Source organism: Pseudomonas sp. A-RE-22, from assembly GCF_019956035.1.
GTDB lineage: Bacteria > Pseudomonadota > Gammaproteobacteria > Pseudomonadales > Pseudomonadaceae > Aquipseudomonas > Aquipseudomonas brassicacearum.
The window spans coordinates 98,764-118,586 of the sequence record NZ_JAHBCZ010000009.1 but is presented as its reverse complement, the minus strand read 5'-3'; the positions used below and the strand labels follow the sequence as shown (position 1 = coordinate 118,586).

Genomic DNA, 19,823 nt, shown 5'->3' with positions numbered 1-19,823 from the left:
GGGTGATGGTTTATGCCTTGGCGGTGGCAACTCGGAGTATCGGTGAGGGTGGTGACTGCTTTGTGAGCGCTTCGCGCTCAAGCGGGAGCTAGCTCCCTCGCCACAGGTTCTTCTCCTACCACAGGTTCTTCCTCACCATTGGGTTGGGTATTTGGGGCCGCTTCGCGACCCAGCGGGGATAAATCCCCTCGCCACAAAAGCGGATCGGGGTTTGGCTTGGATCTGCTTGGGCCCCGGCCAAACCACTTTCCTACAGACGAAAAAAAAGACCTTGAATTTCAAGGTCTTTCTTTAAGATGGTGCCCCGAGGGAGACTCGAACTCCCACTCCTTTCGAAAACGGATTTTGAATCCGCCGCGTCTACCAATTCCGCCATCAGGGCTCAATGGCGGCGAAGTATAGAGAGGTGCCTACCGTTGGTCAATCACGTTTCATGGTGAATTTTTGATATTTCCGCTAGACTTTCCGGCCCTGCTAGACGAACCCCATCATGCGTGTTGCTGACTTTACCTTCGAACTCCCGGATTCGCTGATCGCTCGCCACCCTCTGGCCGAGCGTCGCGCCAGTCGACTGTTGACCCTGGACGGGGTCAGCGGTGCCATGGCTCACCGTCAATTCACTGATTTGCTTGAGCATTTGCGCCCGGGCGATTTGATGGTGTTCAACAATACCCGTGTCATTCCCGCGCGTTTGTTCGGCCAGAAAGCCTCCGGCGGCAAGCTGGAGATTCTGGTGGAGCGGGTGCTGGACAGCCATCGCGTGCTGGCCCATGTGCGGTCGAGCAAGTCGCCCAAGCCCGGTTCGTCGATCTTGATCGACGGCGGCGGTGAGGCGGTGATGGTGGCGCGGCATGATGCGTTGTTCGAGCTGGCGTTTGCCGAAGAGGTGTTGCCGCTGCTCGACCGTGTCGGGCACATGCCGTTGCCTCCTTATATAGACCGCCCGGACGAAGGTTCGGACCGTGAGCGTTATCAGACCGTGTACGCCGAGCGCCTGGGGGCGGTGGCGGCACCGACGGCGGGGCTGCATTTTGATCAGCCGTTGCTGGAGGCGATTGCCGCCAAGGGCGTGGAGACCGCGTTCGTGACGCTGCACGTCGGCGCCGGCACGTTCCAGCCGGTGCGCGTGGAGCGCATCGAAGACCACCACATGCACAACGAATGGCTGGAAGTGAGCCAGGAAGTGGTCGATGCCGTGGCGGCCTGTCGCGCGCGTGGCGGGCGGGTGGTGGCGGTGGGGACCACCAGCGTGCGCTCCCTGGAAAGCGCCGCCCGCGATGGCGTGCTCAAGCCGTTCAGTGGCGACACCGATATCTTTATCTACCCGGGCCGGCCGTTTCATGTGGTCGATGCCCTGGTCACCAACTTTCATTTGCCTGAATCCACGCTGTTGATGCTGGTTTCGGCGTTCGCCGGTTATCCCGAAGCCATGGCCGCCTACAAGGCCGCCGTCGAGCATGGATACCGCTTTTTCAGCTACGGTGATGCGATGTTCATCACCCGTAACCCCGCGCCACGCGGACCCGAGGAAACAGTATGAGTCGCACCTGTCGCATGTCCTTCGAGTTGCTCGCCACCGATGGCAAGGCTCGTCGCGGTCGTCTGACCTTCCCCCGCGGTACCGTGGAAACCCCCGCGTTCATGCCGGTGGGCACCTACGGCACGGTCAAGGGCATGCTGCCGCGTGACATCGAGGCGATTGGCGCGGAAATCATCCTGGGTAATACCTTCCACCTGTGGCTGCGCCCGGGCATGGAAGTGATCAAGGCCCACGGTGACCTGCACGATTTCATGCAATGGAAAGGCCCGATCCTGACCGACTCCGGCGGCTTCCAGGTGTTCAGCCTGGGCGCGATGCGCAAGATCAAGGAGGAGGGCGTGACCTTCGCTTCTCCGGTGGACGGTTCCAAGGTGTTCATGGGACCGGAAGAGTCGATGCAGGTGCAGCGCGACCTGGGCTCGGACATCGTGATGATCTTCGACGAATGCACGCCGTACCCGGCCGATGAAGACGTGGCGCGGGTGTCCATGGAGCTGTCGTTGCGCTGGGCCCAGCGGTCGAAGAACGCCCATGGCGACAACACTGCGGCGCTGTTCGGCATCGTCCAGGGCGGCATGCACCGCGACCTGCGCATGCGCTCGCTCGAAGGCCTGGACAAGATCGGCTTCGACGGCCTGGCGATTGGTGGCCTGTCGGTGGGCGAGCCCAAGCACGAGATGATCAAGGTGCTCGATTACCTGCCGGGCGAAATGCCCGCTGACAAACCTCGTTACCTTATGGGCGTTGGCAAACCGGAAGATCTGGTTGAGGGTGTGCGCCGCGGTGTGGACATGTTCGATTGCGTGATGCCAACCCGTAATGCCCGCAATGGGCATCTGTTCATCGACACTGGTGTGCTGAAGATCCGTAACGCGTTTCATCGCCATGATAATTCGCCGCTGGATCCGACGTGCGATTGCTACACCTGCCAGAACTTCTCTCGCGCTTATCTGCATCATTTGGACAAGTGCGGCGAAATGCTCGGCAGTATGCTCAATACCATCCACAATTTGCGCCATTACCAGGTGCTTATGGCTGGTTTGCGCGAGGCTATTCAACAGGGTACATTGGCCGCCTTTGTCGAGGCCTTCTATGCCAAGCGCGGGTTGCCTGTACCGCCCTTGGACTGAGTTTTCCGATCCCTAGATTCAATACTTGCAACTGGAGTGCTAAATGAGCTTTTTTATCTCTAATGCCATGGCTGACGCGGCTGCACCTGCTGCCGCCGGCCCTATGGGCGGCGGTTTCGAGTGGATTTTCCTGGTCGGCTTCCTGGTCATCTTCTACCTGATGATCTGGCGTCCACAGGCCAAGCGCGCCAAAGAGCAGAAGAACCTGCTGAGCAACTTGCAGAAGGGCGATGAAGTGGTCACCACCGGCGGTATCGCTGGCAAGATCACCAAAGTGGCTGATGACTTCGTGGTTCTGGAAGTGTCCGACACTGTTGAAATGAAGTTCCAGAAGGGCGCTATCGCGGCCACGCTGCCAAAGGGCACGCTGAAAGCGATCTAAGTAACAACTTCTATTCAATCGACGGGGCGCGCAAGGCGCCCCGCGTCATAAGCGGGCGGCGTGATGCTGAACAAATACCCTCTGTGGAAATATGTACTGATCCTGGCGGTGCTGGCGGTCGGTCTGATTTATTCCGCTCCCAATCTATACCCGGATGACCCGGCCATTCAGGTCAGTGGCGCAAGCACTGCGCTGCAGGTCACCCAGGCCGATCTGGACCGTGCGAGCGCTGCGCTCAAAGCGTCCAATATCGAGGTCAAGGCTGCGTCCATCGCCGAAAACGGCAAGGGCGGCCTGTTGCGTCTGGCCAAGGCCGAAGACCAACTGCCAGCCAAGGACGTGGTGCGCAAGGCGTTGGGCGACGATTACGTTGTGGCCCTGAACCTGGCCCAGACCACCCCGCAATGGCTGCGCAAGCTCGGCGCGCATCCGATGAAGCTGGGTCTGGACTTGTCCGGCGGTGTGCACTTCCTGCTGGAAGTGGACATGGAAAAAGCCCTCGACGCGCGACTGAAAGTCTACGAAGGCGACGTCAAGAGCTTGCTGCGTAAAGAGCGCGTGCGTTATCGCAGCCTGCCGCAACTCGACGGTGCCATTCAGTTGGGCTTCAGCGATACCGATACCCGCGAGCAGGCCCGTAGCCTGATCCGCAAGAACTTCAATGATTTCGACGTTGTGCCGGCCGACCTCAATGGTCAGCCAGTGCTGCGTCTGGCGATGACCCCGGCCAAGCTGGCGGAAATCCGCGAATACTCCATCAAGCAGAACTTGACCACGGTGCGTAACCGCGTCAACGAGCTGGGTGTGGCCGAGCCGATCGTGCAGCGCCAGGGCGCCAACCGCATCGTGGTTGAGCTGCCAGGCGTGCAGGACACTGCCGAAGCCAAGCGTATCCTCGGCAAGACCGCCAACCTGGAATTCCGCCTGGCCGCTGAGCCGGGTGCTTCCAAGGCCACTTCCGAGAGCTTCGAGTTCCGTGAGGGCAATCGTCCGGCGGCGCAGATCGAGCGTGGCCTGATCATCACCGGTGACCAGGTGACTGACGCCAAGGCGGGCTTCGACGAGCAGGGTCGCCCACAGGTGAACATTCGCCTCGACGGCCATGGCGGCGAACTGATGAGCCGCGCTACGCGCAGCAACGTCGGTCGCAGCATGGCGGTGATCTTCATCGAGCAGAAGCCGACTACCACGTACACCAAGCAAGTGGTCAACGGCGTCGAGAAAGACGTCGCGGTGCAGACCTTCAAGGAAGAGAAGAAGATCATCAGCCTGGCGACCATCCAGTCGCCACTGGGCAGCCAGTTCCGCATCACCGGCCTGAACGGCCAGGGTGAATCCTCGGAACTGGCCCTGCTGCTGCGTGCCGGTGGTCTGGCCGCGCCAATGTACTTCGCTGAAGAGCGCACCATTGGCCCGAGCCTGGGTGCCGACAACATCACCAAGGGTATCGATGCCTCGCTGTGGGGCATGCTGTTCGTGTCGCTGTTCATCATCGCCATCTACCGCTTCTTCGGCATCATCGCCACCGTCGCGCTGGCAGTGAACATGGTGATGCTGCTGGCCTTGATGTCGCTGCTGGGGGCCACGCTGACCCTGCCGGGTATCGCCGGTATCGTGTTGACCATGGGTATGGCGGTGGACGCCAACGTGCTGATCTTCTCGCGGATACGTGAAGAGATCGCCGCGGGCATGACAGTTCAACGGGCAATCAACGAAGGCTTCGGCCGGGCATTCACCGCGATCCTCGACGCCAACCTGACCACGTTGCTGGTCGGCGGGATTCTCTTCGCCATGGGCACCGGCCCGGTCAAGGGCTTCGCAGTGACCATGTCCCTCGGGATCTTTACCTCGATGTTCACAGCCATCATGGTGACCCGCGCAATGGTCAACCTGATCTTTGGCGGTCGTGACTTCAAGAAGTTGTGGATTTAAGGGGCTGCCATGTTACGTACAATCAACTTCATGGGCGTTCGCAACGTTGCGTTCGGCGTCACATTGTTCCTTACCTTGCTGGCGTTGTTCAGCTGGTTCCACAAGGGCCTGAACTATGGCCTGGACTTCACCGGCGGTACGCTCATCGAGCTGACCTACGAGCGTCCGGCCGATGTCACCAAGGTGCGTGAGCAGTTGGTGACCTCGGGCTACAGCGATGCCATCGTGCAGAGCTTTGGTGCGACCACCGACCTGCTGGTGCGCATGCCGGGTGCAGACCCGCAGCTGGGTCACCAGGTGGCTGAAGCCTTGCAGAAGGCCGGCGGTGACAACCCGGCCCAGGTCAAGCGCGTCGAGTTCGTTGGCCCGCAAGTGGGTGAAGAGCTGCGCGACCAGGGCGGCCTCGGCATGCTCATGGCCCTGGGCGGCATCCTGCTCTACCTGGCCTTCCGCTTTCAGTGGAAGTTCGCGGTAGGCGCGATTGTCTCGCTGATCCACGACGTGATCGTGACCGTGGGCATCCTGTCGTTCTTCCAGATCACCTTCGACCTGACGGTGCTGGCGGCGGTGCTGGCGATCATCGGTTACTCGCTCAACGACACCATCGTGGTGTTCGACCGGGTGCGTGAGAACTTCCGTGTGCTGCGCAAGGCCTCGCTGATCGAGAACATCAACATCTCGACCACCCAGACCCTGCTGCGGACCATGGCGACGTCGATCTCCACCTTGCTGGCGATTGCTGCGCTGTTGTTCTTTGGTGGCGACAACTTGTTCGGTTTCTCCATCGCGCTGTTCATCGGCGTGTTGGCGGGTACTTACTCGTCGATTTACATCGCCAACGTGGTGCTGATCTGGCTGAACCTGAGCACCGAGGACCTGATTCCTCCGGCTGCTGCTGAAACGGAAGTGGACGACCGCCCGTAAGGCTCCGGTTTCCATCCGTCACCACTGAAAAGGCGCGAGTTGAACTCGCGCCTTTTTTTGTGCTCCAAGGCTGGGAGAAGCGCGGATTAATCCGCTTGTGATGGTCAGGAGGTTCAAGTGAACAAATCGATGCTGGTTGGTGCGGTATTGGGTGCTGTCGGTGTAACAGCCGGTGGTGCGGTCGCCACCTACAGCTTGGTAAAAAGTGGCCCTGAGTATGCGCAAGTATTGGCCGTGGAGCCGGTCAAGACCCAAATCAAGACCCCGCGTGAAGTGTGCAAGGACGTCACCGTGACTCGGCAGAAGCCAGTCCAGGACCAGCACCAGATCGCCGGTACCGTCCTGGGCGCCGTAGCCGGTGGCCTGCTGGGCAACCAGATCGGCGGCGGCACCGGTAAGAAGATCGCCACCGTGGCGGGTGCGGCCGGTGGTGGTTATGCCGGTAACAAGATTCAGGAAGGCATGCAGGAGCGCGACACCTACACCACCACCCAGACTCGCTGCAACACGGTCAATGACATCAGCGACAAGGTTGTAGGCTACGACGTTCGCTACATGCTCGACGGCAAAGAAGGCAAAGTCCGCATGGACCGCGACCCGGGCAACCAGATCCCGGTGAACAAGGAAGGCCAACTGATCCTGGGCCAGAACGAACCGGCTCAGTGATCCAACCGCTATGAAAGAAGCACCCTTCGGGGTGCTTTTTTTTCGCCCGCATTTACTACTCCACCTCAAACCCCCTGTGGGAGCGAGCTTGCTCGCGATAGCGGTGGTTAAGCTTGCGTGGATGTCTGATGTTGTAACCGATCGTTCCCACGCTCTGCGTGGGCATGCATCCCGTGACGCTCTGCGTCACCTTCCAGAAGCGGAACGCGGAGCGTCCCTGGCGGCATTCCCACGCGGAGCGTGAGGAACGATCGGCGTATGAGGCAGGCATAAAAAAAGCACCCCGAAGGGTGCTTTTTCTGTAGCCGGTTGCTTAGCGCTTCAGCGAAGCCGGCAGGTGCGGCTGGATGGCGGTGAGCACAGCCTTGAAGCATTTGGTGTTGCCGGCAACGATGTGGCCTTTTTCAAGGAAGTCGTGGCCGCCGGTGAAGTCGCTCACCAAACCACCGGCTTCCTGGATCAGCAGGGCGCCAGCAGCCATGTCCCACTCGGACAGGCCCGATTCCCAGAACGCATCGAAACGGCCAGCGGCCACATAAGCCAGGTCCAGGCTCGCAGCGCCGGCGCGGCGGATGCCGGCGGTCTGGCCGACCAGGGCGCGGAACATGCCCAGGTAGTTGTCCAGGTTGTCCATCTGGTCATCGCGGAACGGGAAGCCGGTACCCAGCAGGGCGCCGTCCAGGCTGGTGCGGCCGCTGACGCGCAGGCGACGACCGTTCAGTTGGGCGCCACGGCCACGGCTGGCGGTGAATTCTTCCTGGCGAACCGGGTCCAGCACGACGGCGTGTTCCAGGCGGCCACGGTATTTGCAGGCGATGCTGACAGCGAAGTGAGGAATGCCGCGCAGGAAGTTGGTGGTGCCGTCCAGCGGATCGATGATCCACAGGTACTCTTCGCCTTCGATGCCAGTACCGGCGTGCATGCCGGTCTCTTCACCGAGGATGGAGTGGTTCGGGTAAGCCTTGCGCAGGGCGTCGACGATTTTTTGCTCGGCGGCGCGATCAACCTCGGACACGTAGTCCTTGGCGTCTTTTTCATCGACCTTGATGGTATCCAGGCGCTCGATGGAGCGGAAGATCAGTTCACTGGCGCTGCGGGCGGCGCGCAGCGCGATATTCAGCATGGGCTGCATGGATGTGTCACCTAAGGTTGTTAAAGAAAGCCGCGCATTCTATCAGAAAGTTTTCTCAGGAGAAGGTTGGTGTTCGCTTTCATAGCTTAACGGTAGGTGCTTATGTAAGATTTGCTCCCTTTATCGTGTTCGAGAGCGCCTCCCTTGTTGCAGAACATTCGTGTCGTCCTGGTCAATACCAGCCATCCGGGTAACATCGGCGGAGCTGCGCGGGCCATGAAGAACATGGGCCTGTCGCGCCTGGTGCTGGTCGAACCGCGCTTGTTTCCCCATCACGAAGCTGACGCCCGGGCCTCTGGCGCCGGTGACATCCTCGCCAACGCGCAGGTCGTCGCTACTCTGGAAGACGCCCTGGTGGGATGCAACCTGGTGCTCGGCACCAGCGCCCGCGATCGGCGTATCCCCTGGCCACTGCTCGACCCCCGCGAATGCGGCACCAAAGTGGTCGAGGAAGCCGCGCAAGGCTTTGAGATCGCCCTGGTGTTCGGCCGTGAAGACTCCGGCCTGACCAACGACGAGCTGCAGCGATGTCACTTTCACGTGCATATCCCTTCCGACCCCGAGTTCAGTTCCTTGAACCTGGGGGCGGCGGTGCAGGTGTTGAGCTATGAAGTGCGCATGGCTTGGCTGGCAGCCGAAGGCAAGCCCAGCAAAATCGAAAAAACCGAGGTCACATCGCCGCGCAGTGAGACACTGGCGACCATGGACGAACTGGAACGGTTCTATGAACACCTGGAACAGACCCTGGTGGACATCGAGTTCCTCGACCCGGAAAAGCCGCGACACTTGATGGCGCGCCTGCGTCGGTTGTACGGACGAAGCTCGGTCAGCCGGGCGGAGATGAATATATTGCGCGGCATCCTCACGGAAACCCAGAAGGCGGCCCGTGGCGAGCTGATTAAGCGGAAGAAATAAAATGTTCGAACGTTTGCGTGAAGATATCCAAAGTGTTTTCCATCGTGACCCGGCGGCGCGCAATGCCTTTGAAGTGCTGACCTGCTACCCGGGGATGCACGCGATCTGGATCCACCGCCTGTCCGGCGCCTTGTGGAACATGGGCTGGAAGTGGCTGGCGCGGCTGGTCTCGAACTTCGGCCGCTGGCTGACCGGGATCGAGATCCACCCGGGCGCCAAGGTCGGTCGCCGGTTCTTCATCGACCACGGCATGGGCATCGTCATCGGCGAAACCGCCGAGATCGGCGACGACGTGACGCTGTACCAGGGCGTGACACTCGGCGGCACCAGCTGGAACAAAGGCAAGCGCCACCCGACCCTGGAAGACGGTGTGGTAGTGGGCGCCGGCGCCAAGGTGCTAGGGCCGTTCACGGTTGGGGCGGGGGCGAAAGTCGGCTCCAATGCCGTGGTCACCAAGGCCGTGCCGCCTGGCGCGACCGTGGTGGGTATTCCGGGGCGGATCATCGTCAAGTCCGATGATGAGCAGGACGCCCGCCGCAAGGCCATGGCCGAGAAGATCGGCTTCGACGCCTACGGTGTCGGCGAAGACATGCCCGACCCGGTCGCCCGCGCCATCAACCAGTTGCTCGATCACCTGCAGGCCGTCGATGGGCGCCTGGAGGGGATGTGCGGCGCCCTGAAGGACCTGGGCAGTAATTACTGTGCCAAGGACCTGCCTGAACTGCGCGAGGAAGATTTTGCGTGTGTGAAGGACAAGGATGAGACTCAGGCCAGCTGAAACCCTACTGGCCTCATCGCGAGCAAGCTCGCTCCCACAGGGGGGCTTTGGTGGATGCACAATTCGTGTACGCCGCAGATCCCATGTGGGAGCGAGCTTGCTCGCGATAAACGATAACGCGGTATCACTGGTCGCCGCCGGCCAGCCTTTGCTATGATGCGCGCGCTCTTTCGCGGGTAAACCTGAGTAAAGCACTAGGTCTTATACTTGACTTAAATACTCGGGAATTGCATACTCGCCCCCATTCCGAACTCCGTGGTAATTGTCCATGCGACTGACTACAAAAGGCCGATACGCCGTGACCGCAATGCTGGATCTGGCATTGCATGCGCAGCACGGGCCGGTGTCCCTGGCCGATATCTCCGAGCGCCAGGGCATTTCCCTGTCTTATCTTGAGCAGCTGTTCGCCAAGCTGCGCCGTAGCAACCTGGTTTCCAGTGTTCGCGGCCCCGGCGGCGGCTACCAGCTGTCGCGCGACATGCAGGGCATCCAGGTCGCCCAGGTGATCGATGCGGTGAACGAATCGGTCGATGCGACCAAATGCCAGGGCCTTGGCGACTGCCATGGCGGCGATACTTGCCTGACCCACCACTTGTGGTGCGATCTCAGCCTGCAGATTCACGAATTTCTAAGCGGTATCAGCTTGGCTGACCTTGTAACTCGTCGTGAGGTGCAAGAAGTAGCCCAGCGTCAGGACCAGCGTCGTTGCAATAGCAAGGCGCCGCACCTGGACAAGATTGAAGCGTCCGCCGTCGAATGACTGCCGCAGAGCACGCGGAACGCCAGCCAGCCTGATTTAGGAGAGAGTCCATGAAATTGCCGATTTACCTTGATTACTCAGCGACCACCCCGGTTGACCCGCGTGTTGCGCAAAAAATGAGTGAATGCCTGCTGGTCGACGGAAACTTCGGTAACCCGGCGTCCCGTTCCCACGTGTTCGGCTGGAAGGCCGAAGAGTCGGTCGAAAACGCCCGTCGCCAGGTCGCTGACCTGGTCAACGCCGACCCGCGTGAAATCGTCTGGACCTCCGGTGCCACTGAATCCGACAACCTGGCAATCAAGGGTGTCGCGCATTTCTATCACACCAAGGGCAAGCACCTGATCACCTCCAAGATCGAGCACAAGGCTGTCCTGGACACCATGCGCCAACTGGAGCGTGAAGGCTTCGAAGTCACCTACATCGAGCCAGGTGAAGACGGCATCATCACTCCAGCCATGGTCGAAGCCGCCCTGCGCGACGACACCATCCTGGTTTCGATCATGCACGTGAACAACGAAATCGGCACCGTCAACGACATCGCGGCCATCGGCGAGCTGACCCGTTCCAAGGGCATCCTGTTCCACGTCGACGCGGCCCAGTCCACCGGCAAGGTCGACATCGACCTGTCCAAGCTGAAAGTCGACCTGATGTCGTTCTCGGCCCACAAGACCTACGGCCCTAAAGGCATTGGCGCGCTGTACGTCAGCCGCAAGCCGCGTGTTCGCCTCGAAGCGACCATGCACGGCGGCGGTCACGAGCGTGGCATGCGTTCCGGCACCCTGGCGACCCACCAGATCGTCGGCATGGGCGAAGCCTTCCGTGTAGCCAAGGAAGACATGGCTGCCGAGAACGTGCGCATCAAGGCCCTGAGCGACCGCTTCTTCAAGCAGGTCGAGGACCTCGAAGAACTCTACGTCAACGGCAGCATGACCGCCCGCGTACCGCACAACCTGAACCTGAGCTTCAACTATGTTGAAGGCGAGTCGCTGATCATGGCGCTCAAGGATCTGGCCGTGTCGTCCGGTTCGGCCTGCACCTCGGCATCGCTTGAGCCTTCGTACGTACTGCGCGCCCTGGGCCGCAACGACGAACTGGCCCACAGCTCGATCCGCTTCACCTTCGGCCGTTTCACCACCGAGGAAGAAATCGATTACGCCGCGCAGAAAGTCTGCGAGGCCGTTACCAAGCTGCGCGCTCTGTCGCCGCTGTGGGACATGTACAAAGACGGCGTCGACATTTCGAAAATCGAGTGGGCGGCGCACTGAAGAAGTCGCCACCAGAGCGACTCACTGATGAGGATTGAAGCAAATGGCATATAGCGAAAAGGTCATCGACCACTACGAGAACCCGCGCAACGTCGGCAAGATGGACGCGCAGGATCCTGATGTCGGCACCGGCATGGTCGGCGCCCCAGCGTGCGGCGACGTCATGCGCCTGCAGATCAAGGTCAACGAGCAAGGCATCATCGAAGATGCCAAGTTCAAGACCTACGGCTGCGGTTCCGCCATCGCGTCCAGCTCCCTGGCCACCGAGTGGATGAAGGGCAAGACCCTTGATGAAGCCGAAACCATCAAGAATACCCAGCTGGCCGAAGAACTGGCCCTGCCGCCAGTGAAGATCCACTGCTCGGTACTCGCCGAAGACGCCATCAAGGCCGCCGTTCGCGATTACAAGCAGAAGAAAGGCCTGATCTGATCCGCGTTACGGTAAGGAGTTTTCCATGGCTATCCAGATGACAGAAGCGGCAGCTAACCATATCCAGCGCTCACTTGCGGGGCGCGGCAAGGGCGAGGGTATCCGCCTGGGTGTTCGCACCACGGGCTGTTCTGGCCTCGCCTATGTACTGGAATTCGTCGACGAAGTGGGCGAAGACGATCAGGTGTTCGAGAGTCATGGTCAGAAAGTGATCATCGACCCCAAGAGCCTGACGTACCTGGACGGCACCGAACTGGATTTCGTCAAGGAAGGGTTGAACGAAGGCTTCAAGTTCAACAACCCCAACGTGCGCGGTGAATGTGGCTGCGGCGAAAGCTTCAACATCTGAGGCAGCTTGTGGGTACTCCTTGTCATTTTGCGTTGTTCCAGATGCAGCCTGCGTTCCAGCTGGATCTCGACCAGTTGTCCGCGCGTTATCTGGAATTGGCCCGTGGTGTCCACCCGGACCGCTTTGCTGACGCCTCCGAAGCCGAGCAGCGCCGGGCGCTTGAGCAGTCTGCGAACCTCAACGAGGCGTACCAGACACTCAAGAGTCCAGCCAAGCGCGCGCGTTACCTGCTCGCCATCAGCGGCCATGAGTTGCCGCTGGAGGTCACGGTCCACGATCCCGAGTTTCTTTTGCAGCAGATGCAATGGCGCGAAGAGCTCGAAGACCTGCAGGACAGCGCCGACCTGGCCGGTGTCGCGGTATTCAAGCGCCGCTTGAAAGACGCCCAGCACACATTGAACGAAAGCTTCGCAGCCTGCTGGAACGATGCCGCGCAGCGCGAACAGGCCGAACGCCTGATGCGGCGCATGCAGTTCCTCGACAAGCTCACCTACGAAGTGCGCCAGCTCGAAGAGCGCCTCGACGATTAACCCAGTGCCGCTCCGGTCGCACGCCTGATTACAGATAAGTCCTGATTACGATGGCCCTACTGCAGATCGCCGAACCCGGCCAAAGTCCACAACCGCACCAGCGTCGCCTGGCTGTCGGGATCGACTTGGGTACCACCAATTCCCTGGTCGCTGCCTTGCGCAGCGGTCTTTCCGAACCGCTGGCCGATGAGCAGGGGCAGGTGATCCTGCCGTCCGCCGTGCGCTATCACGCCGATCACGTCGAAGTGGGCGAGTCGGCCAAGCTGGCCGCCGCCACCGACCCGTTGAACACCATCGTCTCGGTCAAGCGCTTGATGGGTCGTGGTCTGTCCGACGTCAAGCAACTGGGCGACCAACTGCCGTACCGCTTCGTCGGCGGTGAATCCCACATGCCGTTCATCGAAACCGTACAGGGCCCGAAAAGCCCGGTAGAGGTTTCCGCCGACATCCTCAAGGTCTTGCGCCAGCGCGCCGAAGCGGCACTGGGCGGTGAATTGGTGGGCGCGGTCATTACCGTCCCGGCTTATTTCGACGATGCCCAGCGCCAAGCCACCAAGGATGCCGCCAAGCTCGCCGGCCTGAACGTGCTGCGCCTGCTCAACGAGCCGACGGCCGCTGCGGTGGCGTATGGCCTGGACCAGCATGCCGAAGGCCTGGTCGCCATCTACGACTTGGGTGGCGGTACTTTCGATATTTCGATCCTGCGCCTGACTGGCGGTGTCTTCGAAGTCCTGGCCACCGGCGGCGACAGCGCCCTGGGCGGCGATGACTTCGACCACGCCATCGCCGGCTGGATCATCGAGCAAGCCGGTTTGTCCGCTGACCTCGACCCGGGTGCGCAGCGCCATCTGCTGCAAACCGCCTGCGCCGCCAAGGAAGCCTTGACCGACGACGCTGCGGTTGAAGTCGCTTATGGCGACTGGAAAGCCACGCTGACCCGCGAAGCCTTTGATGCCCTGATCGAGCCCATGGTCGCCCGCAGCCTCAAGGCCTGCCGCCGTGCCGTGCGCGATTCCGGCGTGGAGCTCGAAGACGTCAAAGCCGTGGTCATGGTTGGGGGTTCGACCCGCGTGCCTCGGGTTCGCGAAGCCGTTGCCGAGGCCTTTGGCCGCCAGCCGCTGACTGAAATCGACCCGGACCAGGTGGTTGCCATCGGCGCCGCGATCCAGGCCGATACCCTGGCCGGCAACAAGCGCGATGGCGGCGAACTGCTGCTGCTCGACGTGATTCCGTTGTCCCTGGGCCTGGAGACCATGGGTGGCCTGATGGAGAAGGTGATTCCGCGTAACACCACCATCCCCGTTGCCCGCGCCCAGGACTTCACCACCTATAAAGACGGCCAGTCGGCCATGATGGTCCACGTGCTGCAAGGCGAGCGTGAGCTGATCAGCGACTGCCGCTCCCTGGCTCGCTTCGAATTGCGTGGCATCCCACCGATGGTGGCGGGTGCGGCGAAGATCCGCGTGACCTTCCAGGTCGATGCCGACGGCTTGCTCAACGTCTCCGCCCGCGAACTGGGTTCGGGCGTGGAGGCGAGCATCCAGGTCAAGCCGTCCTATGGCCTGACCGACGGCGAAATCGCCAAGATGCTCAAGGATTCCTTCCAGCATGCCAGCGACGACAAAGTCGCCCGTGTGCTGCGCGAGCAGCAGGTCGACGCCCAGCGCCTGATCGAAGCCGTGCAAGGTGCCCTTGAGGCTGACGGCGACCGTTTGTTGGATGCCGAAGAGCGCATGGTCATCGAGCTGCAGATGCAGGAATTGTCCGAATTGATCAAAGGCACCGATGGCTATGCCATCGAGCAGCAGACCAAGCGTCTGTCGCACGTCACCGACGCCTTTGCTGCCCGCCGCCTGGACTCGACGGTGAAAGCCGCCCTGGCGGGGCGCAACCTGAATGAAATCGAGGAATAACTGATGCCGCAGATCATTTTTCTGCCACACGCCGAGCATTGCCCGGACGGTATGGTGGTAGAGGCCGAAACCGGCAAGTCCATTCTTGAAGTGGCCCACGACAACCACATCGAGATCGAGAGCGCCTGCGGCGGTGTCTGTGCCTGCACCACGTGCCATTGCATCATTCGCGAAGGTTTCGACTCGTTGAATGAGGCCGATGAGCTGGAAGAAGACTACCTTGATAGGGCCTGGGGCCTGGAACCGACGTCGCGCCTGACCTGTCAGGCCAAGGTCGGCACCGAGGACCTGGTGGTCGAAATCCCGAAATATTCGCTTAACCATGCGGCCGAAGCGCCGCACTGATGGTGACACTGTCATGAGCTATGGTTGGAATGATGTACAACGCATCGCAGAAGAACTGGCCGAAGCCAAGCCGGACGTGGATCCGCTGAAGGTCAATTTCGTCGATCTGCAGCACTGGATCATGGAGCTTCCCGGTTTCGACAGCACCTCTGGCCGTTGCGGCGAGAAGGTCTTGGAAGCGGTCCAGGCGCTCTGGATCGAAGAAATCGACTGATCGACCTGGCAGGTTAGGCAATACCCCTGAACCCGCGTATAATTCGCGGGTTTAATTTTTCGCAAATTACCGTTTCTGGAGTTACACCATGGCTGTTCAACGTACTTTCTCCATCATCAAGCCTGACGCCGTTGCTAAAAACGTGATCGGCAAGATCGTTACCCGCTTCGAAGACGCTGGCCTGCGCGTTGTAGCTTCGAAAATGAAGCAACTGTCCAAAGCCGAAGCCGAAGGCTTCTACGCTGAGCACAGCGAGCGCGGTTTCTTCGGTGAGCTGGTTGCTTTCATGACTTCCGGTCCGGTTGTCGTTCAGGTGCTGGAAGGCGAAAACGCTATCGCTCGCAACCGTGAGCTGATGGGCGCTACCAACCCTAAAGAAGCTGCTGCCGGCACCATCCGTGCTGACTTCGCCGAGTCCATCGACGCCAACGCCGTTCACGGTTCGGACTCCGAAGCCGCTGCTGCTCGCGAAATCGCTTACTTTTTCGCTGCTACTGAAGTAACCGCTCGCTAAGCATTGGCTTGAGAGTGAAGGTGAATCCATGACTACATCGACTGTTAAAACCAATCTGCTGGGGCTGACCCAGCCGGAAATGGAGAAATTCTTCGACTCGATCGGGGAGAAGCGTTTCCGTGCCGGTCAGGTGATGAAATGGATTCACCACTTTGGCGTCGACGACTTCGACGCCATGACGAATGTCGGCAAGGCCCTGCGCGAAAAGCTCAAGGCTGTTGCCGAGATTCGCGGCCCCGAAGTGGTCAGCCAGGACATTTCCAGCGACGGCACCCGCAAGTGGGTGGTGCGCGTGGCGTCCGGCAGCTGCGTCGAGACCGTCTATATTCCCCAGGGCAAACGCGGCACCTTGTGCGTTTCGTCCCAGGCAGGCTGTGCCCTGGACTGCAGTTTCTGCTCCACCGGCAAGCAAGGCTTCAATAGCAACCTCACCGCCGCCGAAGTGATCGGCCAGGTGTGGATTGCCAACAAATCCTTTGGCAGCGTCCCGGCGACCGTCGACCGTGCCATCACCAACGTGGTGATGATGGGCATGGGTGAGCCGCTGCTGAACTTCGACAACGTCGTTTCCGCCATGCACCTGATGATGGACGACCTGGGCTACGGCATCTCCAAGCGCCGCGTGACCCTGTCCACTTCCGGCGTGGTGCCGATGATCGATGAGCTGGCCAAGCACATCGACGTCTCCCTGGCGTTGTCGCTGCACGCACCCAATGACGCATTGCGTAATCAATTGGTGCCGATCAACAAGAAATATCCGCTTAAGATGCTGCTCGAGTCGTGCCAGCGCTACATGTCGTCCCTGGGCGAAAAGCGCGTGCTGACCATCGAGTACACACTGCTCAAGGATGTGAACGACAAGGTCGAACACGCGGTCGAGATGATCGAGCTGCTCAAGAACATCCCGTGCAAGATCAACCTGATTCCGTTCAACCCGTTCCCGCATTCCGGTTACGAGCGTCCGAGCAACAACGCGATTCGTCGCTTCCAGGATCAGCTTCACCACGCTGGCTTCAACGTCACCGTGCGCACCACCCGCGGCGAAGACATCGACGCCGCCTGTGGCCAATTGGTAGGACAGGTGCTGGATCGCACCCGTCGCAGCGAACGCTACATTGCCGTGCGTGAGTTGAACGCCGCGGACGATGCGGTGCAAAACGCTGCGAACAGTCACTAAGAGAGGAACTCTATGTCCCTGCGCTTCGCGCTCGTTTTGCTGTTGGCCGGCCTTTGTTCCGGTTGTGTCCTGTCGGGTGACTACAACCCGATGAGGACCAGCAAAGGGCGCGACGAGGCGCGTGTGGCCTACGTGCAACTGGGCATTGGCTACCTGCAGCAGGGCATGACCGAACGGGCCAAGGTGCCGCTCAAGAAAGCCCTGGAGCTGGACGATTCCGACCCGGACGCCAACGCGGCCCTGGCGCTGGTGTTCCAGGCCGAGATGGAGCCGGAGCTGGCCGACCAGCATTTTCGCAAGGCGCTGTCTGCCCGCCCGCAAGACGCCCGGATCCTGAACAACTACGGCAGCTTTCTTTTCGAGCAGAAACGCTACAAGGACGCCTACGAGCGCTTCGAGCAGGCTGCCGCCGACACCCTTTACCCTGAGCGTTCGCGGGTTTTCGAAAACCTCGGCATGACGGCCGCGCAGCTGGGCCAGCGTGACCTGGCCCGCCAGCAGCTGGAAAAGGCGCTGCGGCTCAACCGCCAGCAACCGCGGGCGCTGCTGGAAATGGCTGAGTTGTCCTACGAAGACAGGCATTATGTGCCCGCGCGTGACTACTACGAGCGTTTTAGCCTGCTGAGCGAGCAAAATGCACGTAGTCTATTGCTCGGCGTTCGGCTGGCACATGTGTTTGAAGATCGCGACAAGGCTGCAAGTTACGGCCTGCAACTCAAAAGACTCTATCCCGGTACGCCGGAATATCAGCAATACCTGTCGGAGCAATGATGAAAGCGGCGCATCCCGAAGTTGTAGCAGCGACTCGCGTAAATCCTGGTGAGACCCTGCGTCAAGCCCGCGAAAGCAATGGTTGGTCGCTGGCCGAAGTGGCCCTCAAGCTCAATCTCACCGTGGCCTCCTTGGGCAATCTGGAAGCGGGCGCGTTCGACAAGCTGCCTGGGCATACCTTCGCCCGCGGCTATATCCGCGCCTATGCCAAGTTGCTCGGCATGGACCAGACCGTGCTGGTCCAGCAATTCGATCAATACACCGGTTCCGATGCCCAGGGCAGCAACGTGCACAGCCTGGGTCGCATCGAGGAGCCGGTTCGCGTTTCCCACACCATTTTGCGAATCGTCAGCCTGTTGCTGCTGATCGCGGTGATTGGCGGCGGTTTTGTCTGGTGGCAGGATCAGGCTTCCTTGCGCAACAAGGAGCCGGTCGCCATGAACCCTGAGCACGTTGAGGTCGAAGGCGCCGACGGCACCACCCAGATCCATCCGTTGGACGAGCCGGAAGACCAGGCTGTCGTCGAAGGCCAGGCCGAAGGCGAAACCGCCCTGGCGTTGCCACAGGGCCAGGACGCCGCCGATGCCGAAGCGGGTGCCGAGCCGGCTGTTCCAGCCCCTGTGCCAGCTGCACCAACAGCGCCGACTGCACCGATTGCCACCGCCCCTGCCGCACCGAGCACGCCAGCGCCAACCGCGGCTGCGCCTGCGACCCACGCGGCTCCAGCCGCGCCGGTTGTTCCGGCAGCTCCGGCGGCCCCGACCCCGGCTCCAGCGGCAGGTGAAGGCCAGGTACAGATTCAGTTTGTCGCCGACTGCTGGACGCAGATCACCGATGGCAACGGCAAGGTGTTGTTCAGTGGCCTCAAGCGCAAGGGCGACAGCACCTCCATCAACGGCAAGCCACCCTTTGCCGTACGCCTGGGTTATGCCCGTGGCGCGCAGGTCAGCTACAACGGCCAGCCGGTCGACATCGCTCCGTTCACCAGTGGCGAGACCGCTCGCCTGAAGTTGGGTCAATAAGTCATGCACGGCGAATCTCCAATCAAGCGTCGCGAATCCCGAAAAATCTGGGTCGGCAACGTGCCCGTGGGCGGCGATGCGCCTATCGCTGTGCAGAGCATGACCAACAGCGACACCAATGACGTGGCCGCCACGGTCGCCCAGATCAACCGCCTGGAAGCCGCCGGTGTCGACATCGTGCGGGTATCGGTGCCGGACATGGACGCCGCCGAGGCGTTCGGCAAGATCAAGCAACTGGTCAAGGTGCCCTTGGTGGCCGACATCCACTTCGACTACCGCATCGCCTTGCGTGTTGCCGAGCTGGGTGTGGATTGCCTGCGCATCAACCCGGGCAACATCGGTCGCGAAGACCGTGTCCGTGCCGTGGTGGATGCCGCCCGCGACCGGGGCATCCCGATCCGCATCGGCGTGAACGCCGGTTCCCTGGAAAAAGACCTGCAAAAGAAATACGGCGAACCGACCCCGGCGGCACTGGTGGAGTCGGCCCTGCGCCACGTCGAGCACCTCGAACGCCTGAATTTCCAGGACTTCAAGGTCAGCGTGAAGGCGTCCGACGTGTTCATGGCCGTCGAAGCCTACCGCCTGCTGGCCAAGGAAATCGTCCAGCCGCTGCACCTGGGCATCACCGAAGCCGGTGGGTTGCGTTCGGGCACGGTGAAATCCGCCGTCGGCCTCGGTATGCTGCTCGCCGAAGGGATTGGCGATACCATCCGCATCTCGTTGGCGGCTGACCCGGTCGAGGAAGTGAAAGTCGGCTACGACATTCTCAAGTCCCTGCACCTGCGTTCCCGTGGCATCAACTTCATCGCCTGCCCGAGCTGCTCGCGGCAGAACTTCGATGTGGTCAAGACCATGAACGAGCTGGAAGGGCGCCTTGAAGACCTGCTGGTGCCGCTGGATGTCGCGGTGATCGGTTGCGTGGTCAACGGGCCGGGCGAAGCCAAGGAGGCCCATATCGGCCTGACTGGCGGTACACCGAACCTGATTTACATCGACGGCAAGCCGTCGCAGAAACTGACGAATGACAATCTGGTGGATGAGCTGGAACGGCTGATCCGCCAGAAAGCGGCCGAAAAGGTCGAAGCCGACGCAGCGGTCATCGCGCGCGGTTAAGTCGAAAGATTAAGGAATACA

Annotated in this window: 22 protein-coding genes and 1 tRNA gene; 21 read left to right on the top strand and 2 right to left on the bottom strand. The window is 60.9% G+C overall.

Annotated features, from left to right (window positions below; translation table 11 throughout):
* Window positions 1-297: 297 nt before the first annotated feature.
* Window positions 298-382, bottom strand: a tRNA-Leu gene (locus KGA89_RS05795).
* A 108-nt stretch (window positions 383-490) separates the two neighbouring features.
* Between KGA89_RS05795 and queA the strand changes: the two genes are divergently transcribed.
* The 6 genes from queA (at window position 491) to KGA89_RS05765 (ending at window position 6,574) form a co-directional block, all read left to right on the top strand.
* Window positions 491-1,540, top strand: coding sequence for a tRNA preQ1(34) S-adenosylmethionine ribosyltransferase-isomerase QueA (queA, locus tag KGA89_RS05790; protein ID WP_027913127.1), 1,050 nt, complete (start codon window positions 491-493; stop codon window positions 1,538-1,540).
* Window positions 1,541-1,554: 14 nt separating this feature from the next.
* Complete coding sequence (gene tgt / locus KGA89_RS05785; protein ID WP_161796642.1) at window positions 1,555-2,670, top strand: tRNA guanosine(34) transglycosylase Tgt; 1,116 nt, start codon at window positions 1,555-1,557, stop codon at window positions 2,668-2,670.
* A 43-nt stretch (window positions 2,671-2,713) separates the two neighbouring features.
* Window positions 2,714-3,052, top strand: coding sequence for a preprotein translocase subunit YajC (gene yajC, locus KGA89_RS05780; RefSeq protein ID WP_003197982.1), 339 nt, complete (start codon window positions 2,714-2,716; stop codon window positions 3,050-3,052).
* Between the two features lie 63 nt (window positions 3,053-3,115).
* Complete coding sequence (gene secD / locus KGA89_RS05775; RefSeq protein WP_027913128.1) at window positions 3,116-4,984, top strand: protein translocase subunit SecD; 1,869 nt, start codon at window positions 3,116-3,118, stop codon at window positions 4,982-4,984.
* Between the two features lie 9 nt (window positions 4,985-4,993).
* A complete protein-coding gene (gene secF, locus KGA89_RS05770) occupies window positions 4,994-5,908 on the top strand; it encodes a protein translocase subunit SecF (protein WP_223470875.1) in 915 nt (304 codons plus the stop codon).
* Between the two features lie 117 nt (window positions 5,909-6,025).
* Complete coding sequence (locus KGA89_RS05765; RefSeq protein WP_003197986.1) at window positions 6,026-6,574, top strand: glycine zipper 2TM domain-containing protein; 549 nt, start codon at window positions 6,026-6,028, stop codon at window positions 6,572-6,574.
* Between the two features lie 313 nt (window positions 6,575-6,887).
* Here the strand turns inward: KGA89_RS05765 and suhB are convergent, their stop codons facing one another.
* Window positions 6,888-7,706 (bottom strand): inositol-phosphate phosphatase, encoded by an 819-nt coding sequence (gene suhB, locus KGA89_RS05760; RefSeq protein ID WP_003185165.1) that lies wholly within the window; start codon window positions 7,704-7,706, stop codon window positions 6,888-6,890.
* Between the two features lie 144 nt (window positions 7,707-7,850).
* Between suhB and trmJ the strand changes: the two genes are divergently transcribed.
* The 15 genes from trmJ (at window position 7,851) to ispG (ending at window position 19,802) form a co-directional block, all read left to right on the top strand.
* The gene (gene trmJ, locus KGA89_RS05755) at window positions 7,851-8,621 is read left to right on the top strand and encodes a tRNA (cytosine(32)/uridine(32)-2'-O)-methyltransferase TrmJ (RefSeq protein ID WP_003197989.1); all 771 of its coding nucleotides are present in this window, start codon (window positions 7,851-7,853) and stop codon (window positions 8,619-8,621) included.
* Window position 8,622: 1 nt separating this feature from the next.
* The gene (gene cysE / locus KGA89_RS05750; RefSeq protein ID WP_003197992.1) at window positions 8,623-9,399 is read left to right on the top strand and encodes a serine O-acetyltransferase; all 777 of its coding nucleotides are present in this window, start codon (window positions 8,623-8,625) and stop codon (window positions 9,397-9,399) included.
* Between the two features lie 268 nt (window positions 9,400-9,667).
* A complete protein-coding gene (iscR, locus tag KGA89_RS05745) occupies window positions 9,668-10,159 on the top strand; it encodes a Fe-S cluster assembly transcriptional regulator IscR (RefSeq protein ID WP_003185160.1) in 492 nt (163 codons plus the stop codon).
* 50 nt (window positions 10,160-10,209) lie between these two features.
* A complete protein-coding gene (locus tag KGA89_RS05740; protein WP_003197994.1) occupies window positions 10,210-11,424 on the top strand; it encodes an IscS subfamily cysteine desulfurase in 1,215 nt (404 codons plus the stop codon).
* 43 nt (window positions 11,425-11,467) lie between these two features.
* Window positions 11,468-11,854: a Fe-S cluster assembly scaffold IscU gene (gene iscU, locus KGA89_RS05735; RefSeq protein WP_003185157.1), complete on the top strand. Its 387-nt coding sequence runs from the start codon at window positions 11,468-11,470 to the stop codon at window positions 11,852-11,854.
* Between the two features lie 25 nt (window positions 11,855-11,879).
* Window positions 11,880-12,203 carry an iron-sulfur cluster assembly protein IscA gene (gene iscA / locus KGA89_RS05730; RefSeq protein WP_003185155.1) on the top strand — a complete coding sequence of 108 codons (324 nt, stop codon included), beginning with the start codon at window positions 11,880-11,882 and terminating at the stop codon, window positions 12,201-12,203.
* Between the two features lie 8 nt (window positions 12,204-12,211).
* A complete protein-coding gene (gene hscB / locus KGA89_RS05725; RefSeq protein ID WP_003197997.1) occupies window positions 12,212-12,733 on the top strand; it encodes a co-chaperone HscB in 522 nt (173 codons plus the stop codon).
* 50 nt (window positions 12,734-12,783) lie between these two features.
* Window positions 12,784-14,646: a Fe-S protein assembly chaperone HscA gene (gene hscA, locus KGA89_RS05720; protein ID WP_223470874.1), complete on the top strand. Its 1,863-nt coding sequence runs from the start codon at window positions 12,784-12,786 to the stop codon at window positions 14,644-14,646.
* 3 nt (window positions 14,647-14,649) lie between these two features.
* The gene (fdx, locus tag KGA89_RS05715; RefSeq protein ID WP_003198002.1) at window positions 14,650-14,991 is read left to right on the top strand and encodes an ISC system 2Fe-2S type ferredoxin; all 342 of its coding nucleotides are present in this window, start codon (window positions 14,650-14,652) and stop codon (window positions 14,989-14,991) included.
* Window positions 14,992-15,004: 13 nt separating this feature from the next.
* A complete protein-coding gene (iscX, locus tag KGA89_RS05710) occupies window positions 15,005-15,205 on the top strand; it encodes a Fe-S cluster assembly protein IscX (RefSeq protein WP_003198004.1) in 201 nt (66 codons plus the stop codon).
* Between the two features lie 88 nt (window positions 15,206-15,293).
* The gene (ndk, locus tag KGA89_RS05705) at window positions 15,294-15,719 is read left to right on the top strand and encodes a nucleoside-diphosphate kinase (protein WP_003185145.1); all 426 of its coding nucleotides are present in this window, start codon (window positions 15,294-15,296) and stop codon (window positions 15,717-15,719) included.
* Between the two features lie 28 nt (window positions 15,720-15,747).
* Complete coding sequence (rlmN, locus tag KGA89_RS05700) at window positions 15,748-16,896, top strand: 23S rRNA (adenine(2503)-C(2))-methyltransferase RlmN (protein ID WP_003198007.1); 1,149 nt, start codon at window positions 15,748-15,750, stop codon at window positions 16,894-16,896.
* Window positions 16,897-16,908: 12 nt separating this feature from the next.
* Complete coding sequence (gene pilW, locus KGA89_RS05695; RefSeq protein WP_063322851.1) at window positions 16,909-17,667, top strand: type IV pilus biogenesis/stability protein PilW; 759 nt, start codon at window positions 16,909-16,911, stop codon at window positions 17,665-17,667.
* Window positions 17,667-18,689 (top strand): helix-turn-helix domain-containing protein, encoded by a 1,023-nt coding sequence (locus tag KGA89_RS05690; protein WP_028237238.1) that lies wholly within the window; start codon window positions 17,667-17,669, stop codon window positions 18,687-18,689. Before pilW ends, KGA89_RS05690 begins: the two co-directional genes overlap by 1 nt.
* Window positions 18,690-18,692: 3 nt before the next feature.
* Window positions 18,693-19,802, top strand: a complete 1,110-nt coding sequence (ispG, locus tag KGA89_RS05685; protein WP_003185136.1) for a flavodoxin-dependent (E)-4-hydroxy-3-methylbut-2-enyl-diphosphate synthase — start codon at window positions 18,693-18,695, stop codon at window positions 19,800-19,802.
* The last annotated feature ends 21 nt before the right edge of the window (window positions 19,803-19,823 follow it).